We start from the raw sequence: 19,381 nt of genomic DNA, 5'->3' as shown, positions 1-19,381 counted from the left end.
TCCGTACAACGTGTTTTAACACGAATACAATGCCTGGGCCTCCGCTGGAGCTACTGCTCGTCGATCCAGCAGACGAACTCGGACAGCTACGGGCGGCGCTGGACGACGCCGACCGACCAATCAGGACGAGCGTCATCAGCGGGCTCGAGCCGGACCGGACCGCCGATCAGGACCCGGACTGCGTCGTGGTGGCCGAAAGCGAGACGACGGATGGCAGGGCGATGCTCGAACTGGCGCTTTCCCAGTTCGACGTGCCGATCGTCGCGTTCGTGATCGGCTTCGACGAGACGTTCGTCGTCGACGCGAAGTCGATGGGTGCGAGCGACGTCATCAGTGTTCCGGAGACTGGCGACGGCGCGTTCCCGGACGCGATGGTCGGACGACTCGAACGTGCTGCAAACGTCGGGAGATCGACGCCGTCGAAAGCGGCGGTACTCGATGCGCTGCTTGAGAACTACCCGCATCAGCTGTACGTCAAAAACGACCAGCACCAGCACGAGATCGTCAGTCGGTCGACTGCGGCGGAGTACGACCTTCCCCGGGACCAACTACGGGGGTTGACCGATTACGAACTGGTGGGCGAGAGCGCACCGGAGCTCCACGCAGAGGAACGAGAGATCATGCAGACCGGCGAGCCGATCGTGAACGATATCGAGCAATACGTCGACGACGGCGAACCACGCTGGGTGTCGACGACGAAAGCGCCGCGGTACGAGGATGGGGAGATCGTCGGTATCGTCGGCAGTGCCCGTGACGTTACCGAGCAAAAACGGCGAGAGGCAAAGATGAACGCCCTGCACGCCGCGAGTCGCGAGCTCGTCGCGGCGCGGACGAGCGACGATATCTGTGCGATCGCAGTCGACATCTCCGATGGCGTGCCGGATCTGCCGCCGGTGCAGGTGCTGTTGGCCGATCACGATGGGCTCACACCAGTTGCCAGCGAGACGTCGGTCGCTCTCGACGACAGCTATCTGTCGCTGTTCGAGACCAGCTACGAGGATAGCCGGGCGATGCTGCTCGACACGGATGGGCGGCGTTGGCGACCTGACCACCCACTGTCAGCGTCCGAGATCGACGCCGTGGCGCTCCCGCTCGGCGATCACGGCGTCCTCGGACTCGTCGCCGACGAGCCGATTGACGAATTCACTGTCGAGCTTGCGGACGTCCTCGCGGCAAATCTCAAGGTCGCGCTGGATCGGGCGGAACGCGAGCAGGCACTCGCCCTGCAAAACGAGCACCTAGAGGAGTTCGCCCAGATCGTCAGTCACGACCTCCGGAACCCGCTGTCGGTCGCCCAGGGGTATCTCGGCCTGCTGGAGACGGACGAGGAGGTCGTCGAGGAGATCGACTGGGCGCTGGATCGGATGGAGTCGTTGATCGAAGAGCTGCTGACGCTCGCCAAAAACGGGCAGGTCGTCAGCGAGACCGAGCTGCTATCGCTCCCCGAACTCGCCCGCGAGGCGTGGCAACACGTCGAGACCGACGGTGCATCGCTGACCGTCCGGGAACAACAATCCTGGACGACCACCCGCTCCTCGGGTGCGGACCAGCTCCATGCCGACCGGGATCGGCTACTGGAGCTGTTAGAGAACCTGTTCCGGAACGCGATCGAGCATGGCTCGACGAGCGCTGCTTCGGAAGCTCAGTCCCCGAACAAGCTCCGGGTGATCGTCGGCTCCGACGAGGAGGGGTTCTACGTCGAGGACAACGGCCCCGGGATCCCCGATGCGAAGAAAGACGCCGTCTTCGGGCAAGGATACACTACAGCGGAGGACGGCACGGGGTTTGGCCTCTACATCGTCGAGACGCTGGCGGACGCCCACGGCTGGGAGGTATCAGTGCACGACGCACAGGAAAGCGAGACAGGGGCGCGCTTCGAGATCCGGACCTGAACGTCGCTACCCGTCACGGAATCGCGCCAGTGCATCCTGCCAGGACTCGAACTCCTCGGGCTCGCTCCCGTGCTCGACCGCGACCCCGGCGTAGCCACACGACTCGCAGACCTCCGCCTGATGTCCCTCCAGCGTATACGTTTTCAGCGTCGCAGAGCAGCGTGGACAGTCCATACTGGTACCGATGGAAGGAACCGACTTAACTATTTTCCGCGGTCGTTTCGGTCGATAGATCGGGCAGCCTGACGCTATCCGACCGAGTTATTACCTTCAAGCATCCATCACGCTTTTGTATTCTTACTGTGTATCCCATGGTAGTATGAATCAGCCGTCCTCGGGACCCCAGATCGCCGATCGATGGTGTCGGCCGACAGTGATCGTACTGACCGCTCCCGGGGGAGAGACTCGATGAGCACGAAACGACGACTCGCCCAGCAGCTCGGCGTTGTCGGCGGTTTCGACGATCCATCCGTGGAGTTAGAACAGTACCGGACGCCGCCGGATCTGGCGGCCCATCTGGTTCACGTCGCGGATCTACAGGGGGATATCGACGGGCGCACGATACTGGACCTGGGGACGGGAACAGGCATGCTCGTACTCGGCGCGGCGCTTCGCGGTCCGAAGCGAGCGATCGGCGTCGACATCGACCGGGGGGCGCTGGCTACGGCCCGACAGAACGAACGTCGTGTCGGGACGAGAACTGATATCGGCTGGGTGCACGCCGACGCGACGCGTGCCCCGCTCCGTATTGAGGATACCGTCGTACTGATGAACCCGCCCTTCGGGGCACAGGACGGTAACGAACACGCCGATCGGGCATTTCTCCGGACCGCGAGCGAGGTGGCCGCGGTCTCGTACTCGATTCACAACGCCGACAGTCAGGAGTTCGTCGAGGCCTTTGCGGCCGACAACGGCGGCGAGGTGACACGAGCGTTCCGCGCCGAACTCGATCTCGACCGACAGTTCGAATTTCATCGGGAGAACCGACACGTCGTCGACGCGGAAGTGTTCCGAATCGAGTGGGACTAGAAGCCACGTCGTTCGGCGCGGGCGACCTCGATGCTCGTCTCGCCACGCTCGGCGACGATGGCGGTGCGGTCTCCGGACTGGTCGCGCTCGAAGGTCACTCCCCCAGCAGCTACTGTCTCGTTTTCGGCCGGTAGCTGGGTGCGATCGAGCTCGTCACCACCTTCGGCGACTGCGAGGACGAACTCGCCATCCTCGGGGACGACCGAGACGCTCCGGCCGTCGATCCGGGGGGATGCACGCTTTTCCTCCGAGGCGAACACCGATCGCTCGTCCTCGCCGACCGACACCTGATAGACGCTCTCGTTGCCGGTCGGTGTCCAGCCAGTTCGTTCGACGGGAACCGTCTCGCTCCAGCCCGGTCCGCCAACTTTGACCTCGGTCGATCCCCTGAACTCGAGTCCCTGCTTCGAGGTATGAGTCATCCAGATCTCGCGGTCTTCGCTGGTGACGATCACACCGCTGGTGTTCACAGCCGTACTCTCCCCAAACAGTTCGACCTCGCCGACGTAGACCATCTCGTTGCGGACCTCCTCGTCGTAGGTGATCTGGTAGTCCTCCACAGTCACCGCGTCCTCGCCCAGGTCGGCGTGCTCGACGACGGCGAGGTTGGGGATAATTGCTGGTCCGGCGAGCGCGGCGACCGCGAGGATCACGAGCGTGAGGGCGACACCGCGGCGGGTCGTCGAGCGGACAAAACGCCGCTCGGAGGCCGTCACTGCGAGCGTGACGAAGAGAGCGAGTATGACGACGAGCGTGACGCCAGGCCCCCGAAAGAGCACGTACTCGCCGCCGCCGCGGAACCAGTAGACCAGATGTAGCCCCTGTACGACGCCGAAGATCAGCGTCGCCCCGAGCAGGCGGGCCGCGTTCGGGCGTCGATCTCGGCGGGAGAGGACGAACAGGCCGAGGACGATCCCGAGCAGGAATCCAAGCGCGTGGCCCTGGATCGCAATGGAGGCCCACGACGGTGCGGACGGTGCACTTGCGGAGGTTGCCGCCACGGTGATCGGATCGAGCAACCCCTGAAGGACTGTGGCGACGACTCGCGAGACCAGGATCCCGACGATCGTCACGATCGGGTAGTGAACGATCGCAAAGCCAGCAAAGGCGAAGACGACGCCCGAAAAGCCGATGACAGGGCCGAGCGCGAACAGGCTCGTGGCGAGGCCGACCAGCAGGACGACCGCCGGGAAGACGGCAAACGCCCGGATCCACGGATTCGTCCGCCAGGAGGCGAACGACTGGGAGCCACGGTCGGCCGGGAAATGCCCCCACGCGTACTCGGCGATGGATGCGAGAACGATGGCGCTGGTGAGGTTCCCGATGATGTGGCCCGGACTGGCGTGGGCAAACCCGGAGGCCAGCCAGCCGGTCGGATAGAAGTACGACCACGAGCGATAGGGAATAACCAGCGGATCGGACCAGTTCGAGAGACCATCCTGCAAGAAGAGATAGACCGAGAGGACAAAGAGAACGGAGACGAGCGTCCCCCACGGAATGCCGAGCAGGAGACGTGACCGGGCCTGACGTCCCCACCGACCGTTCGGCCGGTCGAGATAGACGACCGCGGCGAACGCGAGGACAAAAGCGAGGACGAGCGATCCGCCAAGCGCCCACGAGCGTAGCGCCATCTTATCGCCGTCTGACGAGTTCACTCAGCCGTTTCGTGATACTCTCGTCGTCGCCGAGTTTGAGATAGTAGGCATCGCCGCCGTCCTCGTAGTAGTTCTCGATACGGCGTTTGATTTCGAAGCCGAGCGACTCGTAGAACTTGAGGGCGTCCTCGTTGGTCGCGCGGGCGTGGCAGGTCACCGATCCGTGTTCGTCGGCGACGCGGGCGACGAGACGTTCGCCAAAGCCCTCGCCGCGGAAATCGGGGGAGACGGCGAGAAACAGGATGTAGCCGTCGCGTCGGACCGTCGCGAAGCCGACAAGTTCCTCACCGGCGAGGAAGACGTGGACCGTCGAGCGGCGGTAGGCATCGGTGAAGAAGCCGCGTCGCTGCTTGAGCACACCCTCTTCGCTATGGATCCGCTCTTTGAGTCGCCAGGCATCACCCATGAGTTCGTCGTCGCCGGGGGCAACGACGCGCGAATCGACGTTGACGCTCACTGTGGCTACGTAACGGGGACGTGAATATAATTCCACCGGCAGACCGCCACGCCCAGCGAGAAACCGGGGTATTCACGGTCGCCGCCGCCATCAGTTCGTTCGTGAGCTACGAACTGCGTGAGCACACGGCCGACATCGCGGTCGAGGCGTCGGGCGAGACGTTCGCCGCCGTCGCGGCGGCTGTCGCCGATGGACTGGCCGCCGCGATGTGTGAGTCGGTGCCCGAGGAGGGTGATCGGTTCTCACTCTCCGTCGCTGCCGAGAGCCGCGAGGCGCTTCTGTTCGAGTACCTCGACGAACTCATCTACGAGCGCGATGTCCGATCGGTACTGCCGGTCGACAACGAGGCGACCATCACCGAACAGTCGGGCGAGTGGACGCTCGACGGATCCGCACGAGGTGTTCCGCTGTCCGCGGTAACCGCCCGGGAGGTCAAAGCGGTCACGTACTCGGAGATGGTCGTCGAAGAGCGCGAGGGGGAGTGGTACGCCTACGTTGTCTTCGACGTCTGAATCGGGCTCCGCTCTCGCTGCACTGGTCGACCGACGGGATACTTGATGGCTGGTGACTAGTACAGACTGTATGATCTCGTTTGCTTCGCGACGCCTGTGGGTACTGCTGGCATCGATCGTCGCCTCGCTTGCCCTGTGGCTGTCGCTCGCTGGCTCGGCGAACGCCCACGAGGAGTACGTCGTCGATCAGGAGCAAGACGTTACTGTCGTCGAGTTTCTCGGAGACGCACTGTCCGATCCGTTCGTTGTGGGGCCGCTCGTCGCTGGAGCGATCGGCGTTCTCGCGGTCGTCGTCGCGTATCTCTACGTCCAGCCAGTACAGCAGGATATCGGCGCGTTCCGCGCCGCGATGGTCGAGTATACCGAGTACGTGCCGTGGCTGCTGCGGATCTCCTTCGGTATTCCGTTGATCGGTGCTGGTTTTAGCGGCTACTTCATCACCCCTGCGCTCGAAATCGAGCTCCGGATCCTCCAGGTCGCGCTCGGGTTCCTGTTGCTCTTTGGCTTCGCCACGCGCGTCGTCGCGCTGGTCACGCTCGTCGTCTACGTCGTCGGCGCAGTGCTGTACCCGATCATGCTCTTGCAACTGGAGATGGTCGGCGGGCTTGCAACGCTCGCGCTCGTCGGGAGCGGCAAGCCGAGTGCGGATCACGTCTTCCAGCGCCTCGCCGGAACGCCGGGGACGATGTACGGCCGACTCGATGTGGTCCACGATCTCGTCCAGCAGGGACAGACGTGGATCCAGCCCTACGAGCGGTTCTTCCCGACCGTTGCACGGGTCGGCCTCGGCGTCACATTCATTTACCTCGGCGTCAGCCAGAAGATCCTCCGGCCCGGCATCGCGCTGGAAGTCGTCGATCACTACGATCTCACCGGCGTCATCCCCGTTGCCCCCGAACTGTGGGTACTCGGTGCGGGGCTCACCGAAACGGCCCTGGGTGTCGCGCTGATTCTGGGCCTCTTCACGCGGGCAAGCGCGGCCACGGCAATCACGATGTTTGCACTGACGCTCTTTGCCCTGCCGGACGATCCGGTGCTCGCTCACGTCGCACTGTTCGGAATGGCCTCGGTCCTGCTGATCGGCGGGAGCGGCCCCCTCGCACTCGACAACCGTATCGAGACGATCACCTCGGCAGTCCGGCAGGACCGTGAGGACGTTTCGGACACAGCGGTGTGAAAGCCCCGACCCCGTAGGATGGCACGGCAGGAACTCGACGGCGGGCCGTGTGAACACGTACCGACCGTGTCACGTCCGAACACGCACGATTCAGCCAGTCTCGACTGTCCGTCTATCGTTGCGTTTAAGTACGGCAACGGGGAAGGTACGGCTGCAATCCAATGTAGGGGCAGCGGCCCCGAGTCCGCCAGGGCGATGATAACACACGCGAGTCGTGGTAGCCAAGCGGCCCAAGGCGCATGGTTGCTAACCATGTGGCGTAAAGCCTCCGGGGTTCGAATCCCCGCCACGACGTCAATCATCTTCCGACCAGCCGCTTGGTCGGTGGATTGTACCAGCAGTCGACGATCGACTGCAACCTACCACACCACACATGAGTGCAGAAGAACCACAGGACGAAATCGAGGACGACGAGGACCTTCGGTATTTCGTCCGCATCGGGCAGACCGATCTTGATGGGACCAAGAGCGTCGAACGCTCGCTCATCGAGATGAACGGCATCGGCCGTCGGACGGCCCGAATCATTGCGGACAAAGCCGATGTCGACCGACAGGCGACGTTCGGTCGACTGGAAGACGACGAGATCGACGCGGTCGTCGATGTCGTCGACGAGTACGCCGAGGAAGTCCCCGACTGGCTGACGAATCGCCAGCGGGATTTCTTCTCGGGCGAAACGAGTCACAAGGTCGGCAACGACCTCAACATGAAACGCCGTCACGACATCAACCGGATGAAGATGATCAGCTCCTACAAGGGCGTTCGACACAACCGTGGCCAGAAGGTACGCGGCCAGCGGACCAAGTCCACTGGACGTACCGAGGGGACCATCGGCGTCAACGTCGAGGAGCTTCGTGAAGAGGCCGCCGAAGAAGAGGCAGCAGCCGAGGGGGATGACGAATAATGCCGCTCGGTAACAAAACCAAAGCGTACGAGACGCCCAACCACCCGTGGCAGGGCGAGCGTATCGCGGGCGAACACGACCTCGTCGGTCGCTACGGGCTCGCAACCAAAGAAGAGCTCTGGCGCGCGCAGTCCGAGCTTCGTGACATGCGTCGTGAGGCACGACGCCTCATCGGCGAGGCACTCGGTGACACCGAGGCCGCAGAGGAAGCAGGCAGTGAGTTCCTCGCACGCCTCAAGCGCGACGGCATCCTCGACGAGACGGACGGTCTCGACGAAGTGCTGTCCCTGGAGATCAACGACGTGCTCGAACGCCGTCTCCAGACAGTCGTTTACCGACAGGGTCTCGCCAACACGCCCCAGCAGGCACGACAGTTCATCGGTCACGGCCACGTGGTCGTCGGCGACCACCGCGTGACCGTCCCGTCGTACACGGTCGAAGTCGACGAGGAAGACTCGATCGAGTTCGACGAGACGAGCCCGCTGGAGGACGAACTACACCCGGCACGAGCGGAGGAACAATAACATGGCAGAAGACGGAAAGTGGGGCGTAGCCCACGTGCACGCATCGTTCAACAACACGATCATGACGGTCACGGATCTGACCGGCGCGGAGACGATCGCGAAGTCTTCGGGCGGCGCAGTCGTCAAACAGAACCGTGACGAGGCATCCCCGTACGCGGCCATGCAGATGGCCGAGCAGATCGCCGAAGAGGTGCTCGCAGCGGGCATCGACGGCGTTCACGTCCGCGTTCGCGGACCCGGCGGGAACCTCCAGAAGAGCCCCGGACCGGGCGCACAGGCAACGATCCGTGCGATGGCCCGTGCCGGACTCGAGATCGGTCGTATCGAAGACGTCACCCCGATCCCACACGACGGATCGCGCGCACCGAAAGGCAAGGGCGGATTCTGACGACCATGCCAGTGGATTACGAGGTTGAGTTCATCGAACGGTCCGATCGATCCGCACGATTCCTCGTCAGAGGAGTGACGCCGGCCTTCGCCAACGGGATCCGTCGCGCGATGATCGCCGACGTGCCGACGATGGCGATCGATACGGTCAATTTCGTCGAGAACTCGTCGGTGATGTTCGACGAACAGATCGCGCTTCGGCTCGGTCTGGTTCCGTTGACCACACCACCCGAGGAGTTCGAGAGGGGTGACTCTGTCACGCTCTCCCTCGACGTTTCGGGGCCGAACACGGCCTACTCCGGCGACATCGTCAGTCATGACGAATCCGTCGAGGTAGCCACCGAAGGCGTCCCGATTATCGATCTCAAGGACGGCCAGCGTCTCGAATTTGACGCCGAAGCCGTGATGATAACCGGCAAGGACCATGCCAAACATCAGGGCGGCGTCTCCGTCGGCTACCAGCATCTCCAGTCCGTGGAGGTCGTCGGCGACCGCGGCGAGTTCGAGGAGGACGAGACCCGGATCGTCCGGGGCGTCATCGAGGATGACGGCGAACTCCTGCTGGCAGAGGAGTTCGACAACGATCTCTCCCAGCGGTATCCCGGAAAGGAAGTCGAGGTCACCGACGTCGAGAACGCGTTCGTGTTCCACGTCGAGACGGACGGCTCCTACACGGTGGAGGAACTCGTTACGCTGGCAGCCGACTCCATAGCGGATCGCGCCGACGAACTCGAAGCAGCAGTACAGCTATAAGCTATGAACGCTCCAACAGACCACTCCACCCTGACCGACGCCCGGGCCCGAAGCGCTAGCTTCGCCCGACGTTCGGCTGGCTCCGACGCCGTACACTACGAGGCCGGAGCCGTGGCCGTCCCGCGATCGCGGGCGGTCTCGATCGAAAGTGGTTTGAAGGGGCACCGAGTACACGAGAATGCGGGCAGGGATAGCCAAGTTTGGCCAACGGCGCAGCGTTCAGGGCGCTGTCTCGTAGGAGTCCGCAGGTTCAAATCCTGCTCCCTGCATCACCGTTTTCACCCCTATCAGGAGGAAAGTTATGAGTAAGACGAATCCGAGACTCAGCAGTCTCATCGCCGAGCTGAAGTCGGTTTCTCGAACCGAGGACGCGAACGTCTGGAGCGACGTTGCTTCCCGGCTCGAAAAGCCCCGCCGCACGCACGCGGAAGTAAACCTTGGCCGCATCGAGCGCTACGCCCAGGAAGACGAGACGGTCGTCGTTCCGGGCAAGGTGCTTGGCAGCGGCGTCCTGCAGAAGTCGGTCACCGTTGCAGCGGTCGACTTCTCGGGCACGGCCGAGCGCAAGATCGACCAGGTCGGCGAAACAGTAGAGCTAGAACAGGCAATTGAACAGAACCCCGAAGGATCCAACGTCCGGGTGATTCGATGAGTGTCGCAGAGTTCGAAGCCGACGTCGTCGTCGACGCCCGCGACTGTATCCTCGGTCGCGTTGCGAGCAAGGTGGCCCAGCAAGCGCTCGACGGCGAGCGTATTGCTGTGGTCAACGCCGAAGATGCGGTCATCACCGGCAGCGAAGATGACGTCATGAGCACCTTCGAGAAGCGAGCCGAACTCGGCTCCGATCGAGGTCCGTACTACCCCAAGCGGCCGGACATGATCTTCAAGCGCTCGATCCGCGGCATGCTTCCGTACAAGAAGGATCGAGGTCGCGAAGCGTTCGAGAACGTCCGCGTCTACGTCGGTAACCCGTACGACGAGGACGGCGAGATCCTCGAGGGTACCTCGCTCGATCGACTATCGAACATCAAGTTCCTCCAGCTCGGAGAGATCAGTGAGAACCTGGGTGCTAACCGAACATGGTAACCAACACCAGTGGAAAGAAGAAAACCGCCATCGCGCGCGCTACCGTGCGTGAAGGCGAGGGTCGCGTACGAATCAACTCCCAGCCGGTCGAGCTATTCGAGCCGGAGACCTCCCGACTGAAGATGACGGAGCCGTTCCGCATCGCTGACGACGTCCGCGGCGGCCTCGATATCGAGGTCAGCGTTGAGGGCGGCGGGATCTCCGGACAGGCCGACGCCGTGCGAACGGCGATTGCACGTGGGCTCGTCCAGCATACGGGCGATGCCGAACTCCGTGATGCGTTCATGGAGTTCGATCGTTCGCTGCTGGTCAACGACGTTCGCCAGTCCGAACCGAAAAAGTGGGGCGGACCCGGTGCGCGTGCCCGCTACCAGAAATCGTACCGCTAAGGTGAACTAGTATGATGGTACCAGTCCGGTGTTTCACGTGCGGCAACGTCGTAGGTGAACACTGGGAGGAGTTCAAAGAGCGCGCTCGTGAGGGCGATGAGGATCCCGCCGAAGTTCTCGACGAACTCGGCGTCGAGCGACACTGCTGTCGCCGGATGCTCGTCTCCCACAAAGACCTCGTCGACATCGTCGCACCCTATCAATAATGTCAGGGACACAGCGATACACCCGATACGAGAAAGCACGGATCCTCGGCGCACGAGCGCTGCAGGTTTCGTATGGAGCGCCGGTGCTCGTCGAGACCGATCAGGCCGAACCGATCCTGATCGCCGCAGAGGAGTACGACGCAAACGCCCTCCCCTTTACAGTTAACCGATCATGACTCTGATTACCGACATCCGACTTCGACGGATCCTGGACTCGCGTGGTAACGCAACGGTGGAAGCAGACGTGCTGACCGAGAGCGGTGGCTTCGGGCGTGCCGCAGCGCCGAGTGGCGCATCGACCGGTGAGTTCGAGGCGATCGAACTGCCGCCGAACGAAGCGATCGCGAACGCGCGAGAGCACGCCGTCCCGCGCCTCGTCGGCGAGGTTCATGCGGGCGATCAGCGTGCGGTCGACAACACGCTTCGCGCCGCAGACGGCACCGATGACTTCTCGGAGATCGGCGCGAACAGCGCCGTCGCGATCAGCATGGCGACCGCGAAGGCCGCTGCCGACGTGCTCGGTGCACCGCTGTACCAGCACCTCGGTGGCGCGTTCCGCGGCGACAACTTCCCGGTTCCGCTCGGGAACGTCATCGGCGGCGGTGAACACGCTGCCGACGCGACCGATATTCAGGAGTTCCTGTCGGCACCGGTTGGCGCACCGAGCGTCGCCGACGCCGTCTTCGCCAACGCGGCGGTTCACCAGGAGATCCACGACATGCTCATCGAGCGAGATACGCCCGCGGGCAAGGGCGACGAGGGCGCGTGGGCACCGTCGATCGACGACGCCGAAGCCTTCGAGATCCTCGAAGAAGCCACCTCGACGGTCGCCGACGAGGTCGGCTTCGAGATCAAGTTCGGCCTCGACGTCGCCGCCGCGGAGATGTACGACGAAGAAGAGGGTGGCTACGTCTACAGCGATCAGGTCCGGGACACGGACGAGCAGGTCGAGTACATCGCCGAGCTCGTCGAGGAGTGGGACCTCGCGTACGTCGAGGACCCGCTCGACGAGAACGACTTCGAGGCCTTCGCCGATCTCACCGAGAAAGTCGGCGACCAGACGCTCATCTGCGGTGACGACCTCTTTGTCACCAACGTCTCGCGCCTGGAGCAAGGCATCGAGATGGACTCGGCAAACTCCATCCTGATCAAGCCCAACCAGATCGGCTCGCTGACCGACGCGTTCGACGCGATCGAGCTGGCCGCCAACAACACCTACGACGTCATCGTCTCTCACCGCTCCGGTGAGACCGAGGACACGACGATCGCACACCTCGCCGTCGCGACCGACGCCGACTTCATCAAGACTGGCGCGGTCGGTGGCGAGCGCACCGCAAAGCTGAACGAACTAATCCGCATCGCGGACGACGCAGCATGACAGACAACGACGTAGAACAGGAAGGGCTCGACGCCGCCGAGGAGGCGGTCGACGAAGAGCCTGATCCGGGGGCCGGACCGGCCGCCGATCAGGACGCAGAGCCCGTCGAGGAAGCGCCCGCCGACGCCGAGGAGGCCGAGGACGAACCACAGCTAGACGAGGACGTCATGGCCGACGACGAGGCCGACCTCCTCATCCCGGTCGAGGACTACCTCGGTGCCGGTGTCCACATCGGTACCCAGCAGAAGACCGCGGACATGGAGCGGTTTATCCACCGCGTCCGGACCGACGGTCTGTACGTGCTCGACGTGGGTACGACGGACCAGCGGATCCGCACCGCCGCGGACTTCCTGGCCAACTACGACGCCGAGCAGATCCTCGTCACCTCCTCGCGACAGTACGGCCGGTTCCCGGCCGAGAAGTTCGCGGAGGCAGTCGGTGCTCGTGCACGCACCGGACGCTTCATCCCCGGCACGCTCACGAACCCGAAGTACGACGGCTACATCGAGCCGGACGTCCTGGTCGTCACCGACCCGATCGGCGACGAACAGGCCGTCAAGGAGGCGATCACGGTCGGCATTCCCGTCATCGCCATGTGTGACTCGAATAACTCGACGAGCAACGTCGATCTGGTCGTCCCGACGAACAACAAGGGTCGCAAGGCCCTGTCGGTCGTCTACTGGCTGATGGCCAACGAACTGCTCGACCGCCGCGGCGCGGAGCCGAGCTACGCGCTCGACGACTTCGAGGACGGTATCTAGACCGTTAGTTTTCGTTTCTCTTTCGTTTCACGTCGAGTAGCGACTGCATCAGAGATCCATTCCGCCGTTGACGTCGATTACTTCGCCAGTGATGTAGGATGAGTCCTCGCTGGCGAGCAGGCTATCAGTAGTATCATTCTTGACAATCTGGGAACCGGATAGCTTCAAGCGCTTCTGGCGACGTACTGTTTCGAATTCCAAAAAAGTAGAAACAACCGTCCTATCAGTCCAGAACCCACGATCGAAACTCTACGTCGTCCTGCTGTAGATTGATATTCGTTACTGATGTTGATTCATACCGGTCGTCAAGTGGTAGCGATAGGCTCTCCGTATAGCGATCAGTTGCGGTTTCAACGACGATTTCGCACTCGCCCGGCTGCTCCGGTGATGCGATCTGTGGACCCGAATCGACTTCAACCGCTAGTTGCTCGTCAAATATCACCTCGTCGTCGACCGATACTCGAACAGTAACAGTCTGTTCAGTATCCGTGTGGTTGTTCAGCCATATTTGATACGAGATCGTATTATCGAGGAGGCTACACCCCGAGATGCCAATCAGCGACGAAGCGGGGAGTGTCTGGATGAACGTTCTACGTTTCATATTTAAAATTCAACTTGTTCTTGGTCCAGGCGTCGGAGTATCAATCTAAGGCGTAGGATATGAACTCGATTTTGTCTTCGTGTATATCGATGTCCGTTTTCGATGTTTGATCCGGATCCTGCAGTGGTACTGTCAGGTTTTCCGAATAACGACCGATTGGTGCGTCGACGACAATTTCGCAGTCGCCGGGTTGGTTTAACGAGATAATTTCAGAGCTGGACCCGGCTTCAACTGTGAGCTGTTCATTGAAGACCTGTTCATCATCAACTGTGATTTTGATTGTGACCGGTTGATCTTCCTCTGTGAGATTGCGAACTCGGAGGTTGTGGTTGATATCTCTATCGAGTATAGTACATCCGGTCAAGCCGACCACGGATGGGATAACTGATACTTGAATAAAATGTCTACGGGTCAGATTCATGATCGACTAGAAGAGGGATATTTCACCGGGGAGGGTATGATCAAGACGACTATGATGTAACCCATACGCATTATAATCGGTAGATGCTTTGTGTATGCCGATTATTTTTACATTATTGCAATCCGGGATAAAGTATGGTCCACCAGAGTCACCATCCTCCGCTGTAGCTCTAATTATAACTTCTTTTGCACCGTGGCCGTCAGTTCTCAGCTCCATTATCCTGCCACTACATCGCCCAGTAGTCACCCCCTGCTTGTAAACATCGTCTTTATTTGATTGTAAATAATGTAGATACGACCAAGAGATGGTTCCATCTATTAATTCGCCATATCCACCGTCGTCATTTGCTAAACTATATGACCGAGTAAAATCATCATAAATTTCAATTATACCAATATCGTGTCTTGAACCGTTGGGCTCGTAATTAGCTTCTACAACCTCACCGATGGCCTCTACAGGCTGTCGAGACAGTCTTCCAATTGCGTCGTCCTCGTCTTCATCATCCGTATCGTGAGTCACATGTGCGTTTGTTACAAAAGCTCGGTTTCCATCGTATGTGACAGGATATCCCAAAGTCCCTCCACCTGAGTGGTCAGATATATTTTGGTCAACACCTGCTGGCACTGGCCGGTAGTCGTCATCATAATACTTCCGCCACCATGACTTTTCACCACAATTAGTTGTGATGTCATCTTCTTCTGGTGTTTTCTGGGTTTTTTCTACCAATACCGGAATATCTTCAACGGTTTCGCTCATACCACTAGGATTACCAGCTATGCCATCTATTTTATTAGGTATGTTATTCCGAAGTTCATCGAACTCGATATCAGGCTTGTGAACATACTCCCTATCCGCATTCTCTCTGTTTGTGAGTTTTGACTCTTTCTCTGTGTAGGTCACTTTGACCGTGTGCTGCCGATGGTGCCCACTAGTATCGATAGTAACCCCTGCGGTTATCAAACCGGAGTCATCCAACTCGTTTATTTTGCCGTTCACACGTTTTGCTGCGTCCTTCGCACTCTCAACTACTGTCCACTCATCTCGAGAAACTGTGACGAACTTATCCTTGACTTGAGGTAGGCCATCGAGGGTTCCGTCTTTATTTAGTTTGTCACGGTCGATCTCTTTACCTTTGTGGATCGGGACACGCTCGGAAGGGTCATCAGTTAATTCTTTAAGCTTTTCTGGTGAGATCGCTGTTGCAGTCTGCGTACTTACGCCAGCAAGCGTCAGCGTTTCCACGAACCGGCGGCGGCCCATCCGAGATAGTTTACTACTATCCATGGTTAATCACCATTTTCGCATAGACTTATTCTTTATATCTTAGAATGAACCTCTATTATATAGTAGAAAGTATGCCAATTTAATATAAGAACCTGCCTACTAATGACCAACGAGCTGCTCGACCGCCGCGGCGCGGAGCCGAGCTACGCGCTCGAGGACTTCGAGGACGGTATCTGAGGCGATCGTTTTTCGTTTCTTTGCAGTTACGCCACGCGTAGCGACTGCATCAGAGATCCATCCCGCCGTTGACGTCGATTACTTCGCCAGTGATATACGAGGAGTCTTCACTGGCGAGGAATCGCACGGTCGCGCCGATGTCGTCGATCGTGGCAAACCGATCGAGCGGGATGTCTTCGAGGATCTGCTCCTGAATGTGATCGTCGACTTCGGCGAGCATGTCGGTCTCGGTAAATCCCGGACAGACGGCGTTGGCGGTCGAGCCCGACCGGGCGAGTTCGAGCGCGATGGTCCGGGTAAAGCCAAAGAGGCCGCTTTTCGCGGTGGCGTAGTTCGCCTGCCCGAAGTTGCCCTGCTTGCCGACGATCGAGGAGATGTTGATCAGCCGGCCCTCCTCGGCGGTCTTGATGTCGTCGAAAAACGTCTGGGTGACGTTGAACACGCCGCCGAGGTTGACGTCGATCACCCGATCCCACTCCTCGCGGGTCATCTCCTCGAAGCGGGTGTCCTGGGTGATCCCGGCGTTGTTGACCAGCACGTCGATCTCGCCGAACTCGTCGTGGATCTCCTCGCGCATCGCCTCGACCTCGCGACGGCCGGTGACGTCGGCCTGGGCCGTCATCGCGGTGCCACCCGCGGATCGGATCTCCTCGACGACATCCTCGGCTTTGGCTGTCGAGCTCCGGTAATTGATCGCTACGTTCGCCCCTTCCGCCGCGAGGTGTTCCGCGATCCCCCGACCGATACCCCGTGATGCCCCCGTAATGAGACAGGTCCTGTCGTCCATAGTGTATACTACGGGCGTTTCCCGTGATAATACTGTCATCACCGAGCACTGTAATAAAAGTGAGCCGAAAAAGAGAGCAGTGCGCTCAGTCGTCGAGCGAGCGAGCCTGCTCGATCCAGCCCTCGACGCGGGACGGCGGGAGCTCACACTCCTCGGCAACGGTGTCGGCGTCCGCCGCGGCAAGTTCGGCAACCGTTCCATAGCCAGCGTTGCTCAGCCGCTCCTCGTAGGCCGGGCCAATACCGTCGATCGTCTGGACCGGCGTGGCTTCGTCCGAGACGGGTTCCACATCGAGCTCCGAAGCGCCTGTGTCGTCCCCCGCGACATCCTCCGCGAGTGCCGCGTCGTGTTCTTTCGGTTCGGTCGAGTGAGACTCCGTCTCAACCCGGTCCTGTGACCGTTCCTCGAACCACTCACAGACGTCCGGCCAGAGTTCAGCGTGCGAGCGCGAGGAAACCGACATGCCGATATGTCCGGTCTTGAACTCCATGACGGTCGTATCGTCGCTCGAGACGACATCGTTGAACGGTTTCGACGCCGCCGGCGGGATGAGATGGTCGTAATGGGCGACGATATTCAGCACCGGCATATCGATGTTTTCGAGATCGACGTGCTCCCCACCGAGTTCGAGTTCGTTACGATAGAGCCTGTTCTCCTGGTAGATATCCTCGATGAACTCCTCGAAGGTCGCACCGGCGACATCGATACCGTCACCGAGCCACTCTTCCATGCGTGCAAAGTTCTCGACGAACTCCTCGTCCTCGACGTTGTCGTAGAAGCGGACGTACTTGGTGACGTAGTTCTCGACGGGATCCATTAGCGCGAAGCCGATATCAAGAAAGTCGGCGGGGACATTGCCGAAGGTTTCGGTGACATCTTCGGGATCGAAGTATTCGTCATCGCCCCAGAGTTCGAGCACACCGCCGGTCTCGTCGAAACAGAGCCCGGCGGCCATCAGGCCGAGGTTGCGGACTTTTTCGGGATAGAGCGAGGCGTACATCGTCGACATCGTGCCGCCCATGCAGTAGCCAAGCAGGTTGATACTGTCCTGACCGGATCGCTCGCGGACCACGTCGACGCAGTTGTCAATGTACCGGGTGACGTAGTCCTCGAGCGTTAGCGATCGGTCGAGCTGGGAGGGTTCGTTCCAGTCGATCAGATAGACGTCGAATCCGTTTTCGAGCAGGGTTCGGACGACCGACCGATCGGACTGTAGATCAAGGATGTACGGGCGGTTGATCAGCGCGTAGACGATCAGAATCGGCACGTCGTGCTGTTCGTCGGTCTGGGACTCGTAGTGATACAGTTCGAGCTTGTTCTCCTCGTAGACGGTCTCCTTTGGTGTCGCGCCGACGTCGACTTCGGCGATGGTTTCGTTGGCCTCCGGCATCGTGCCCGCTGACTCGACGAGCTCGGCGGCGTTCTCCCAGGCCTGACGCTGAAGATCCAGCGTGGCGGTGTAGGGATTTCTCATCGGTCGGTTACTCCCCGTCCTGAACGTGTTCGAGCACCCGATCGATCTTCTGCTCGACGGCGTGCTGGCGGCGTTCGAGTTCGACGAGTCGCTCACCGATTTCCTCGACGTCGCTCTGGGTCGGCATCCTGAGCTGGCGGAGCGTCGCCTCGGCGCTCTCGTCGGCCATCTGCTGGACTTCGAGGGCATCACCGACGGTCTCGCCGGTCATCGCCGCGAACGCCGACGTCGACATGACCTCTTTGAACGCCTGATTGGCGTTGTTGAGCCAGATATCCCGGAACTCGTCGACAGAGACGTCCTCGCCCGCCGCGGCGTCGCCCGTGCGTTCGACCATCTCCTCGGCCGCCTCCATCCAGACCTGATAGGCTCTGGCGTAGCCCTCGACGCCCTCGCTGAGTTGCTCGTCGGAGCTGGCGGAGTCGACGGTGTCGCTCCAGGCCTCGACGAACTCCGCCTGCGCCTCGATGTTCTCCTCGAACGCGTCGACGAACTGCTCGTTCATCTGTTCCATAAACTCGGTCCAGCTATTCTGTACTGCGTCGGTGTCGTATGTGTCGGTCATAGTAAACAGGTTTCACAGCCACGAAACAAAAGGGTTCGGCGGGCTACGGGGCGGAGACGTCGATATCTTCGGCGGTCGACTCCATCTCTTCTGCCATCTCGACGGCGCTCGATTCGACTTCCTCGTGAACGTCGAGGTAGGCGTCAAAGCCCTCGTCGACGGCCTCTATGTACTCGTCGCTCGCCTCCTCGAAGGCCGCGTTGGCCTCGTCGAGTGCCTCGTGGATGGCACTCCAGGTCTCCTCGCTGACCTCGCCGTAGGCGTCGAACTGCTCGTCGACGAGTTCACGAACCTCGGTGAAATCCATCTCGTTGTCCTCGGGCGTCATCTCCTCGACGGCGTCAAAGTAGCTGTGGATGGCGTCCTGAGTCATGCTGGCGTTTTGCTCACCCATCTCCTCGACGGTCGCCATACTGTCGACAAACGCCGTCATCGCGGTCTGCTGGGCGTCGACGGTGCTTTTCGTCATGCGCTGGCTCGATTCGAGGACGGTACGCTGGAAGTCGAAGGCTGTCTGGACTGGGTTACTCATTGGAATCACTCGTGTTGATCGGGATGACGATCGTCTGGACGATGTCGCCCTCATCGATGTCGAGGGCTTCGCGTTCGGCGTCCGGGATGCTGATCCGCCCGCCACTTTGCACGCGGGTCTTGAACGTCGCGGTTCCCATCGTCATCGCCGGGAAACCGGACATACTACTCGATCCCGCGCTCGCAGCGGAGAGGAACTGTCTCGCGAGCGCCTGCTGGCTTTCGACGGCCTGCTCGCTCGCTTCCTGCAACTGCTCTGCAAACATCGCTGGCGGCCACCCCATCCCGGTCGTCTCGTCTGTCATCACGTTTCGATACACACCCTGGAGACTTAACTCTTGCCGTCAAATGGTATTGTATGGTGTCAGATGGTTTCAGATGGTGGCCGTCGGGCTATCCCCCGGATCTGTCGGACACGTGGATATCTCACCGTG

At 60.7% G+C, this 19,381-nt stretch carries 25 protein-coding genes and 2 tRNA genes; 17 read left to right on the top strand and 10 right to left on the bottom strand.

Annotated features, from left to right (window positions below; translation table 11 throughout):
* The first annotated feature begins 29 nt into the window (after positions 1-29).
* Positions 30-1,892: an ATP-binding protein gene (locus AArcSt11_RS04800; protein WP_250595111.1), complete on the top strand. Its 1,863-nt coding sequence runs from the start codon at positions 30-32 to the stop codon at positions 1,890-1,892.
* A 6-nt stretch (positions 1,893-1,898) separates the two neighbouring features.
* Here AArcSt11_RS04800 and AArcSt11_RS04795 read toward each other — a convergent pair whose 3' ends face one another.
* Positions 1,899-2,066 carry a zf-TFIIB domain-containing protein gene (locus tag AArcSt11_RS04795; protein ID WP_250595109.1) on the bottom strand — a complete coding sequence of 56 codons (168 nt, stop codon included), beginning with the start codon at positions 2,064-2,066 and terminating at the stop codon, positions 1,899-1,901.
* Positions 2,067-2,300: 234 nt separating this feature from the next.
* On the opposite strand from AArcSt11_RS04795, the gene AArcSt11_RS04790 reads away from it, so the two are divergent.
* Positions 2,301-2,921: an METTL5 family protein gene (locus AArcSt11_RS04790; protein ID WP_250595107.1), complete on the top strand. Its 621-nt coding sequence runs from the start codon at positions 2,301-2,303 to the stop codon at positions 2,919-2,921.
* Here the strand turns inward: AArcSt11_RS04790 and AArcSt11_RS04785 are convergent.
* Positions 2,918-4,552, bottom strand: a complete 1,635-nt coding sequence (locus AArcSt11_RS04785; protein ID WP_250595106.1) for a rhomboid family intramembrane serine protease — start codon at positions 4,550-4,552, stop codon at positions 2,918-2,920. The genes AArcSt11_RS04790 and AArcSt11_RS04785 overlap by 4 nt on opposite strands.
* A 1-nt stretch (position 4,553) precedes the next feature.
* Entirely contained in the window at positions 4,554-5,033 is a 480-nt protein-coding gene (locus AArcSt11_RS04780) for a GNAT family N-acetyltransferase (RefSeq protein WP_250595105.1), read from the bottom strand.
* A 101-nt stretch (positions 5,034-5,134) separates the two neighbouring features.
* Between AArcSt11_RS04780 and AArcSt11_RS04775 the strand changes: the two genes are divergently transcribed.
* The 15 genes from AArcSt11_RS04775 to rpsB all read left to right on the top strand — a co-directional run bounded on the left by AArcSt11_RS04775 (position 5,135) and on the right by rpsB (position 13,107).
* Positions 5,135-5,545: an archease gene (locus AArcSt11_RS04775; RefSeq protein ID WP_250595745.1), complete on the top strand. Its 411-nt coding sequence runs from the start codon at positions 5,135-5,137 to the stop codon at positions 5,543-5,545.
* Positions 5,546-5,615: 70 nt separating this feature from the next.
* Positions 5,616-6,722 carry a DoxX family protein gene (locus tag AArcSt11_RS04770; protein WP_250595104.1) on the top strand — a complete coding sequence of 369 codons (1,107 nt, stop codon included), beginning with the start codon at positions 5,616-5,618 and terminating at the stop codon, positions 6,720-6,722.
* Positions 6,723-6,933: 211 nt separating this feature from the next.
* Positions 6,934-7,016 (top strand) — tRNA-Ser (locus tag AArcSt11_RS04765).
* A 79-nt stretch (positions 7,017-7,095) separates the two neighbouring features.
* Complete coding sequence (locus AArcSt11_RS04760) at positions 7,096-7,623, top strand: 30S ribosomal protein S13 (RefSeq protein WP_250595103.1); 528 nt, start codon at positions 7,096-7,098, stop codon at positions 7,621-7,623.
* On the top strand, positions 7,623-8,147 hold the full coding sequence (locus AArcSt11_RS04755) for a 30S ribosomal protein S4 (protein WP_250595102.1): 525 nt from the start codon (positions 7,623-7,625) through the stop codon (positions 8,145-8,147). Before AArcSt11_RS04760 ends, AArcSt11_RS04755 begins: the two co-directional genes overlap by 1 nt.
* A 1-nt stretch (position 8,148) precedes the next feature.
* Positions 8,149-8,535 (top strand): 30S ribosomal protein S11, encoded by a 387-nt coding sequence (locus tag AArcSt11_RS04750; protein ID WP_238479015.1) that lies wholly within the window; start codon positions 8,149-8,151, stop codon positions 8,533-8,535.
* A 5-nt stretch (positions 8,536-8,540) separates the two neighbouring features.
* Positions 8,541-9,287: a DNA-directed RNA polymerase subunit D gene (locus AArcSt11_RS04745; protein WP_250595101.1), complete on the top strand. Its 747-nt coding sequence runs from the start codon at positions 8,541-8,543 to the stop codon at positions 9,285-9,287.
* A gap of 184 nt (positions 9,288-9,471) precedes the next feature.
* Positions 9,472-9,556: transfer RNA gene (locus AArcSt11_RS04740), tRNA-Leu, on the top strand.
* A 32-nt stretch (positions 9,557-9,588) separates the two neighbouring features.
* Positions 9,589-9,939, top strand: a complete 351-nt coding sequence (locus AArcSt11_RS04735) for a 50S ribosomal protein L18e (RefSeq protein ID WP_238479013.1) — start codon at positions 9,589-9,591, stop codon at positions 9,937-9,939.
* Positions 9,936-10,373: a 50S ribosomal protein L13 gene (locus AArcSt11_RS04730; protein ID WP_250595100.1), complete on the top strand. Its 438-nt coding sequence runs from the start codon at positions 9,936-9,938 to the stop codon at positions 10,371-10,373. Before AArcSt11_RS04735 ends, AArcSt11_RS04730 begins: the two co-directional genes overlap by 4 nt.
* Positions 10,367-10,762, top strand: coding sequence for a 30S ribosomal protein S9 (locus tag AArcSt11_RS04725; protein ID WP_250595099.1), 396 nt, complete (start codon positions 10,367-10,369; stop codon positions 10,760-10,762). Before AArcSt11_RS04730 ends, AArcSt11_RS04725 begins: the two co-directional genes overlap by 7 nt.
* 11 nt (positions 10,763-10,773) lie before the next feature.
* Positions 10,774-10,968, top strand: coding sequence for a DNA-directed RNA polymerase subunit N (locus tag AArcSt11_RS04720; RefSeq protein ID WP_238479010.1), 195 nt, complete (start codon positions 10,774-10,776; stop codon positions 10,966-10,968).
* Complete coding sequence (locus AArcSt11_RS04715; protein ID WP_250595098.1) at positions 10,968-11,144, top strand: DNA-directed RNA polymerase subunit K; 177 nt, start codon at positions 10,968-10,970, stop codon at positions 11,142-11,144. The genes AArcSt11_RS04720 and AArcSt11_RS04715 overlap by 1 nt, the downstream gene beginning before the upstream one ends.
* The gene (eno, locus tag AArcSt11_RS04710; RefSeq protein ID WP_250595097.1) at positions 11,141-12,346 is read left to right on the top strand and encodes a phosphopyruvate hydratase; all 1,206 of its coding nucleotides are present in this window, start codon (positions 11,141-11,143) and stop codon (positions 12,344-12,346) included. The genes AArcSt11_RS04715 and eno overlap by 4 nt, the downstream gene beginning before the upstream one ends.
* On the top strand, positions 12,343-13,107 hold the full coding sequence (gene rpsB / locus AArcSt11_RS04705; RefSeq protein WP_250595095.1) for a 30S ribosomal protein S2: 765 nt from the start codon (positions 12,343-12,345) through the stop codon (positions 13,105-13,107). The genes eno and rpsB overlap by 4 nt, the downstream gene beginning before the upstream one ends.
* Before the next feature lie 641 nt (positions 13,108-13,748).
* Here rpsB and AArcSt11_RS04700 read toward each other — a convergent pair.
* From AArcSt11_RS04700 to AArcSt11_RS04670, 7 genes are all read right to left on the bottom strand, one after another.
* Entirely contained in the window at positions 13,749-14,081 is a 333-nt protein-coding gene (locus AArcSt11_RS04700) for an Ig-like domain-containing protein (RefSeq protein WP_250595093.1), read from the bottom strand.
* A gap of 54 nt (positions 14,082-14,135) precedes the next feature.
* Positions 14,136-15,413 carry a trypsin-like serine protease gene (locus AArcSt11_RS04695; RefSeq protein ID WP_250595091.1) on the bottom strand — a complete coding sequence of 426 codons (1,278 nt, stop codon included), beginning with the start codon at positions 15,411-15,413 and terminating at the stop codon, positions 14,136-14,138.
* A 226-nt stretch (positions 15,414-15,639) separates the two neighbouring features.
* Positions 15,640-16,377, bottom strand: coding sequence for a beta-ketoacyl-ACP reductase (locus tag AArcSt11_RS04690; RefSeq protein WP_250595089.1), 738 nt, complete (start codon positions 16,375-16,377; stop codon positions 15,640-15,642).
* An 85-nt stretch (positions 16,378-16,462) separates the two neighbouring features.
* Positions 16,463-17,851 carry a class III poly(R)-hydroxyalkanoic acid synthase subunit PhaC gene (gene phaC / locus AArcSt11_RS04685; RefSeq protein ID WP_250595088.1) on the bottom strand — a complete coding sequence of 463 codons (1,389 nt, stop codon included), beginning with the start codon at positions 17,849-17,851 and terminating at the stop codon, positions 16,463-16,465.
* 7 nt (positions 17,852-17,858) lie between these two features.
* Positions 17,859-18,416 carry a poly(R)-hydroxyalkanoic acid synthase subunit PhaE gene (locus AArcSt11_RS04680; protein ID WP_250595086.1) on the bottom strand — a complete coding sequence of 186 codons (558 nt, stop codon included), beginning with the start codon at positions 18,414-18,416 and terminating at the stop codon, positions 17,859-17,861.
* A 43-nt stretch (positions 18,417-18,459) separates the two neighbouring features.
* A complete protein-coding gene (locus AArcSt11_RS04675) occupies positions 18,460-18,948 on the bottom strand; it encodes a hypothetical protein (protein WP_250595084.1) in 489 nt (162 codons plus the stop codon).
* Complete coding sequence (locus AArcSt11_RS04670) at positions 18,941-19,252, bottom strand: AbrB/MazE/SpoVT family DNA-binding domain-containing protein (protein WP_250595082.1); 312 nt, start codon at positions 19,250-19,252, stop codon at positions 18,941-18,943. The genes AArcSt11_RS04675 and AArcSt11_RS04670 overlap by 8 nt, the downstream gene beginning before the upstream one ends.
* Between the last annotated feature and the right edge of the window lie 129 nt (positions 19,253-19,381).

This window comes from Natranaeroarchaeum aerophilus (assembly GCF_023638055.1).
GTDB lineage: Archaea > Halobacteriota > Halobacteria > Halobacteriales > Natronoarchaeaceae > Natranaeroarchaeum > Natranaeroarchaeum aerophilum.
The sequence above is the reverse complement of the archived record's forward strand: the minus strand, read 5'-3'. Positions and strand labels throughout refer to the sequence as shown.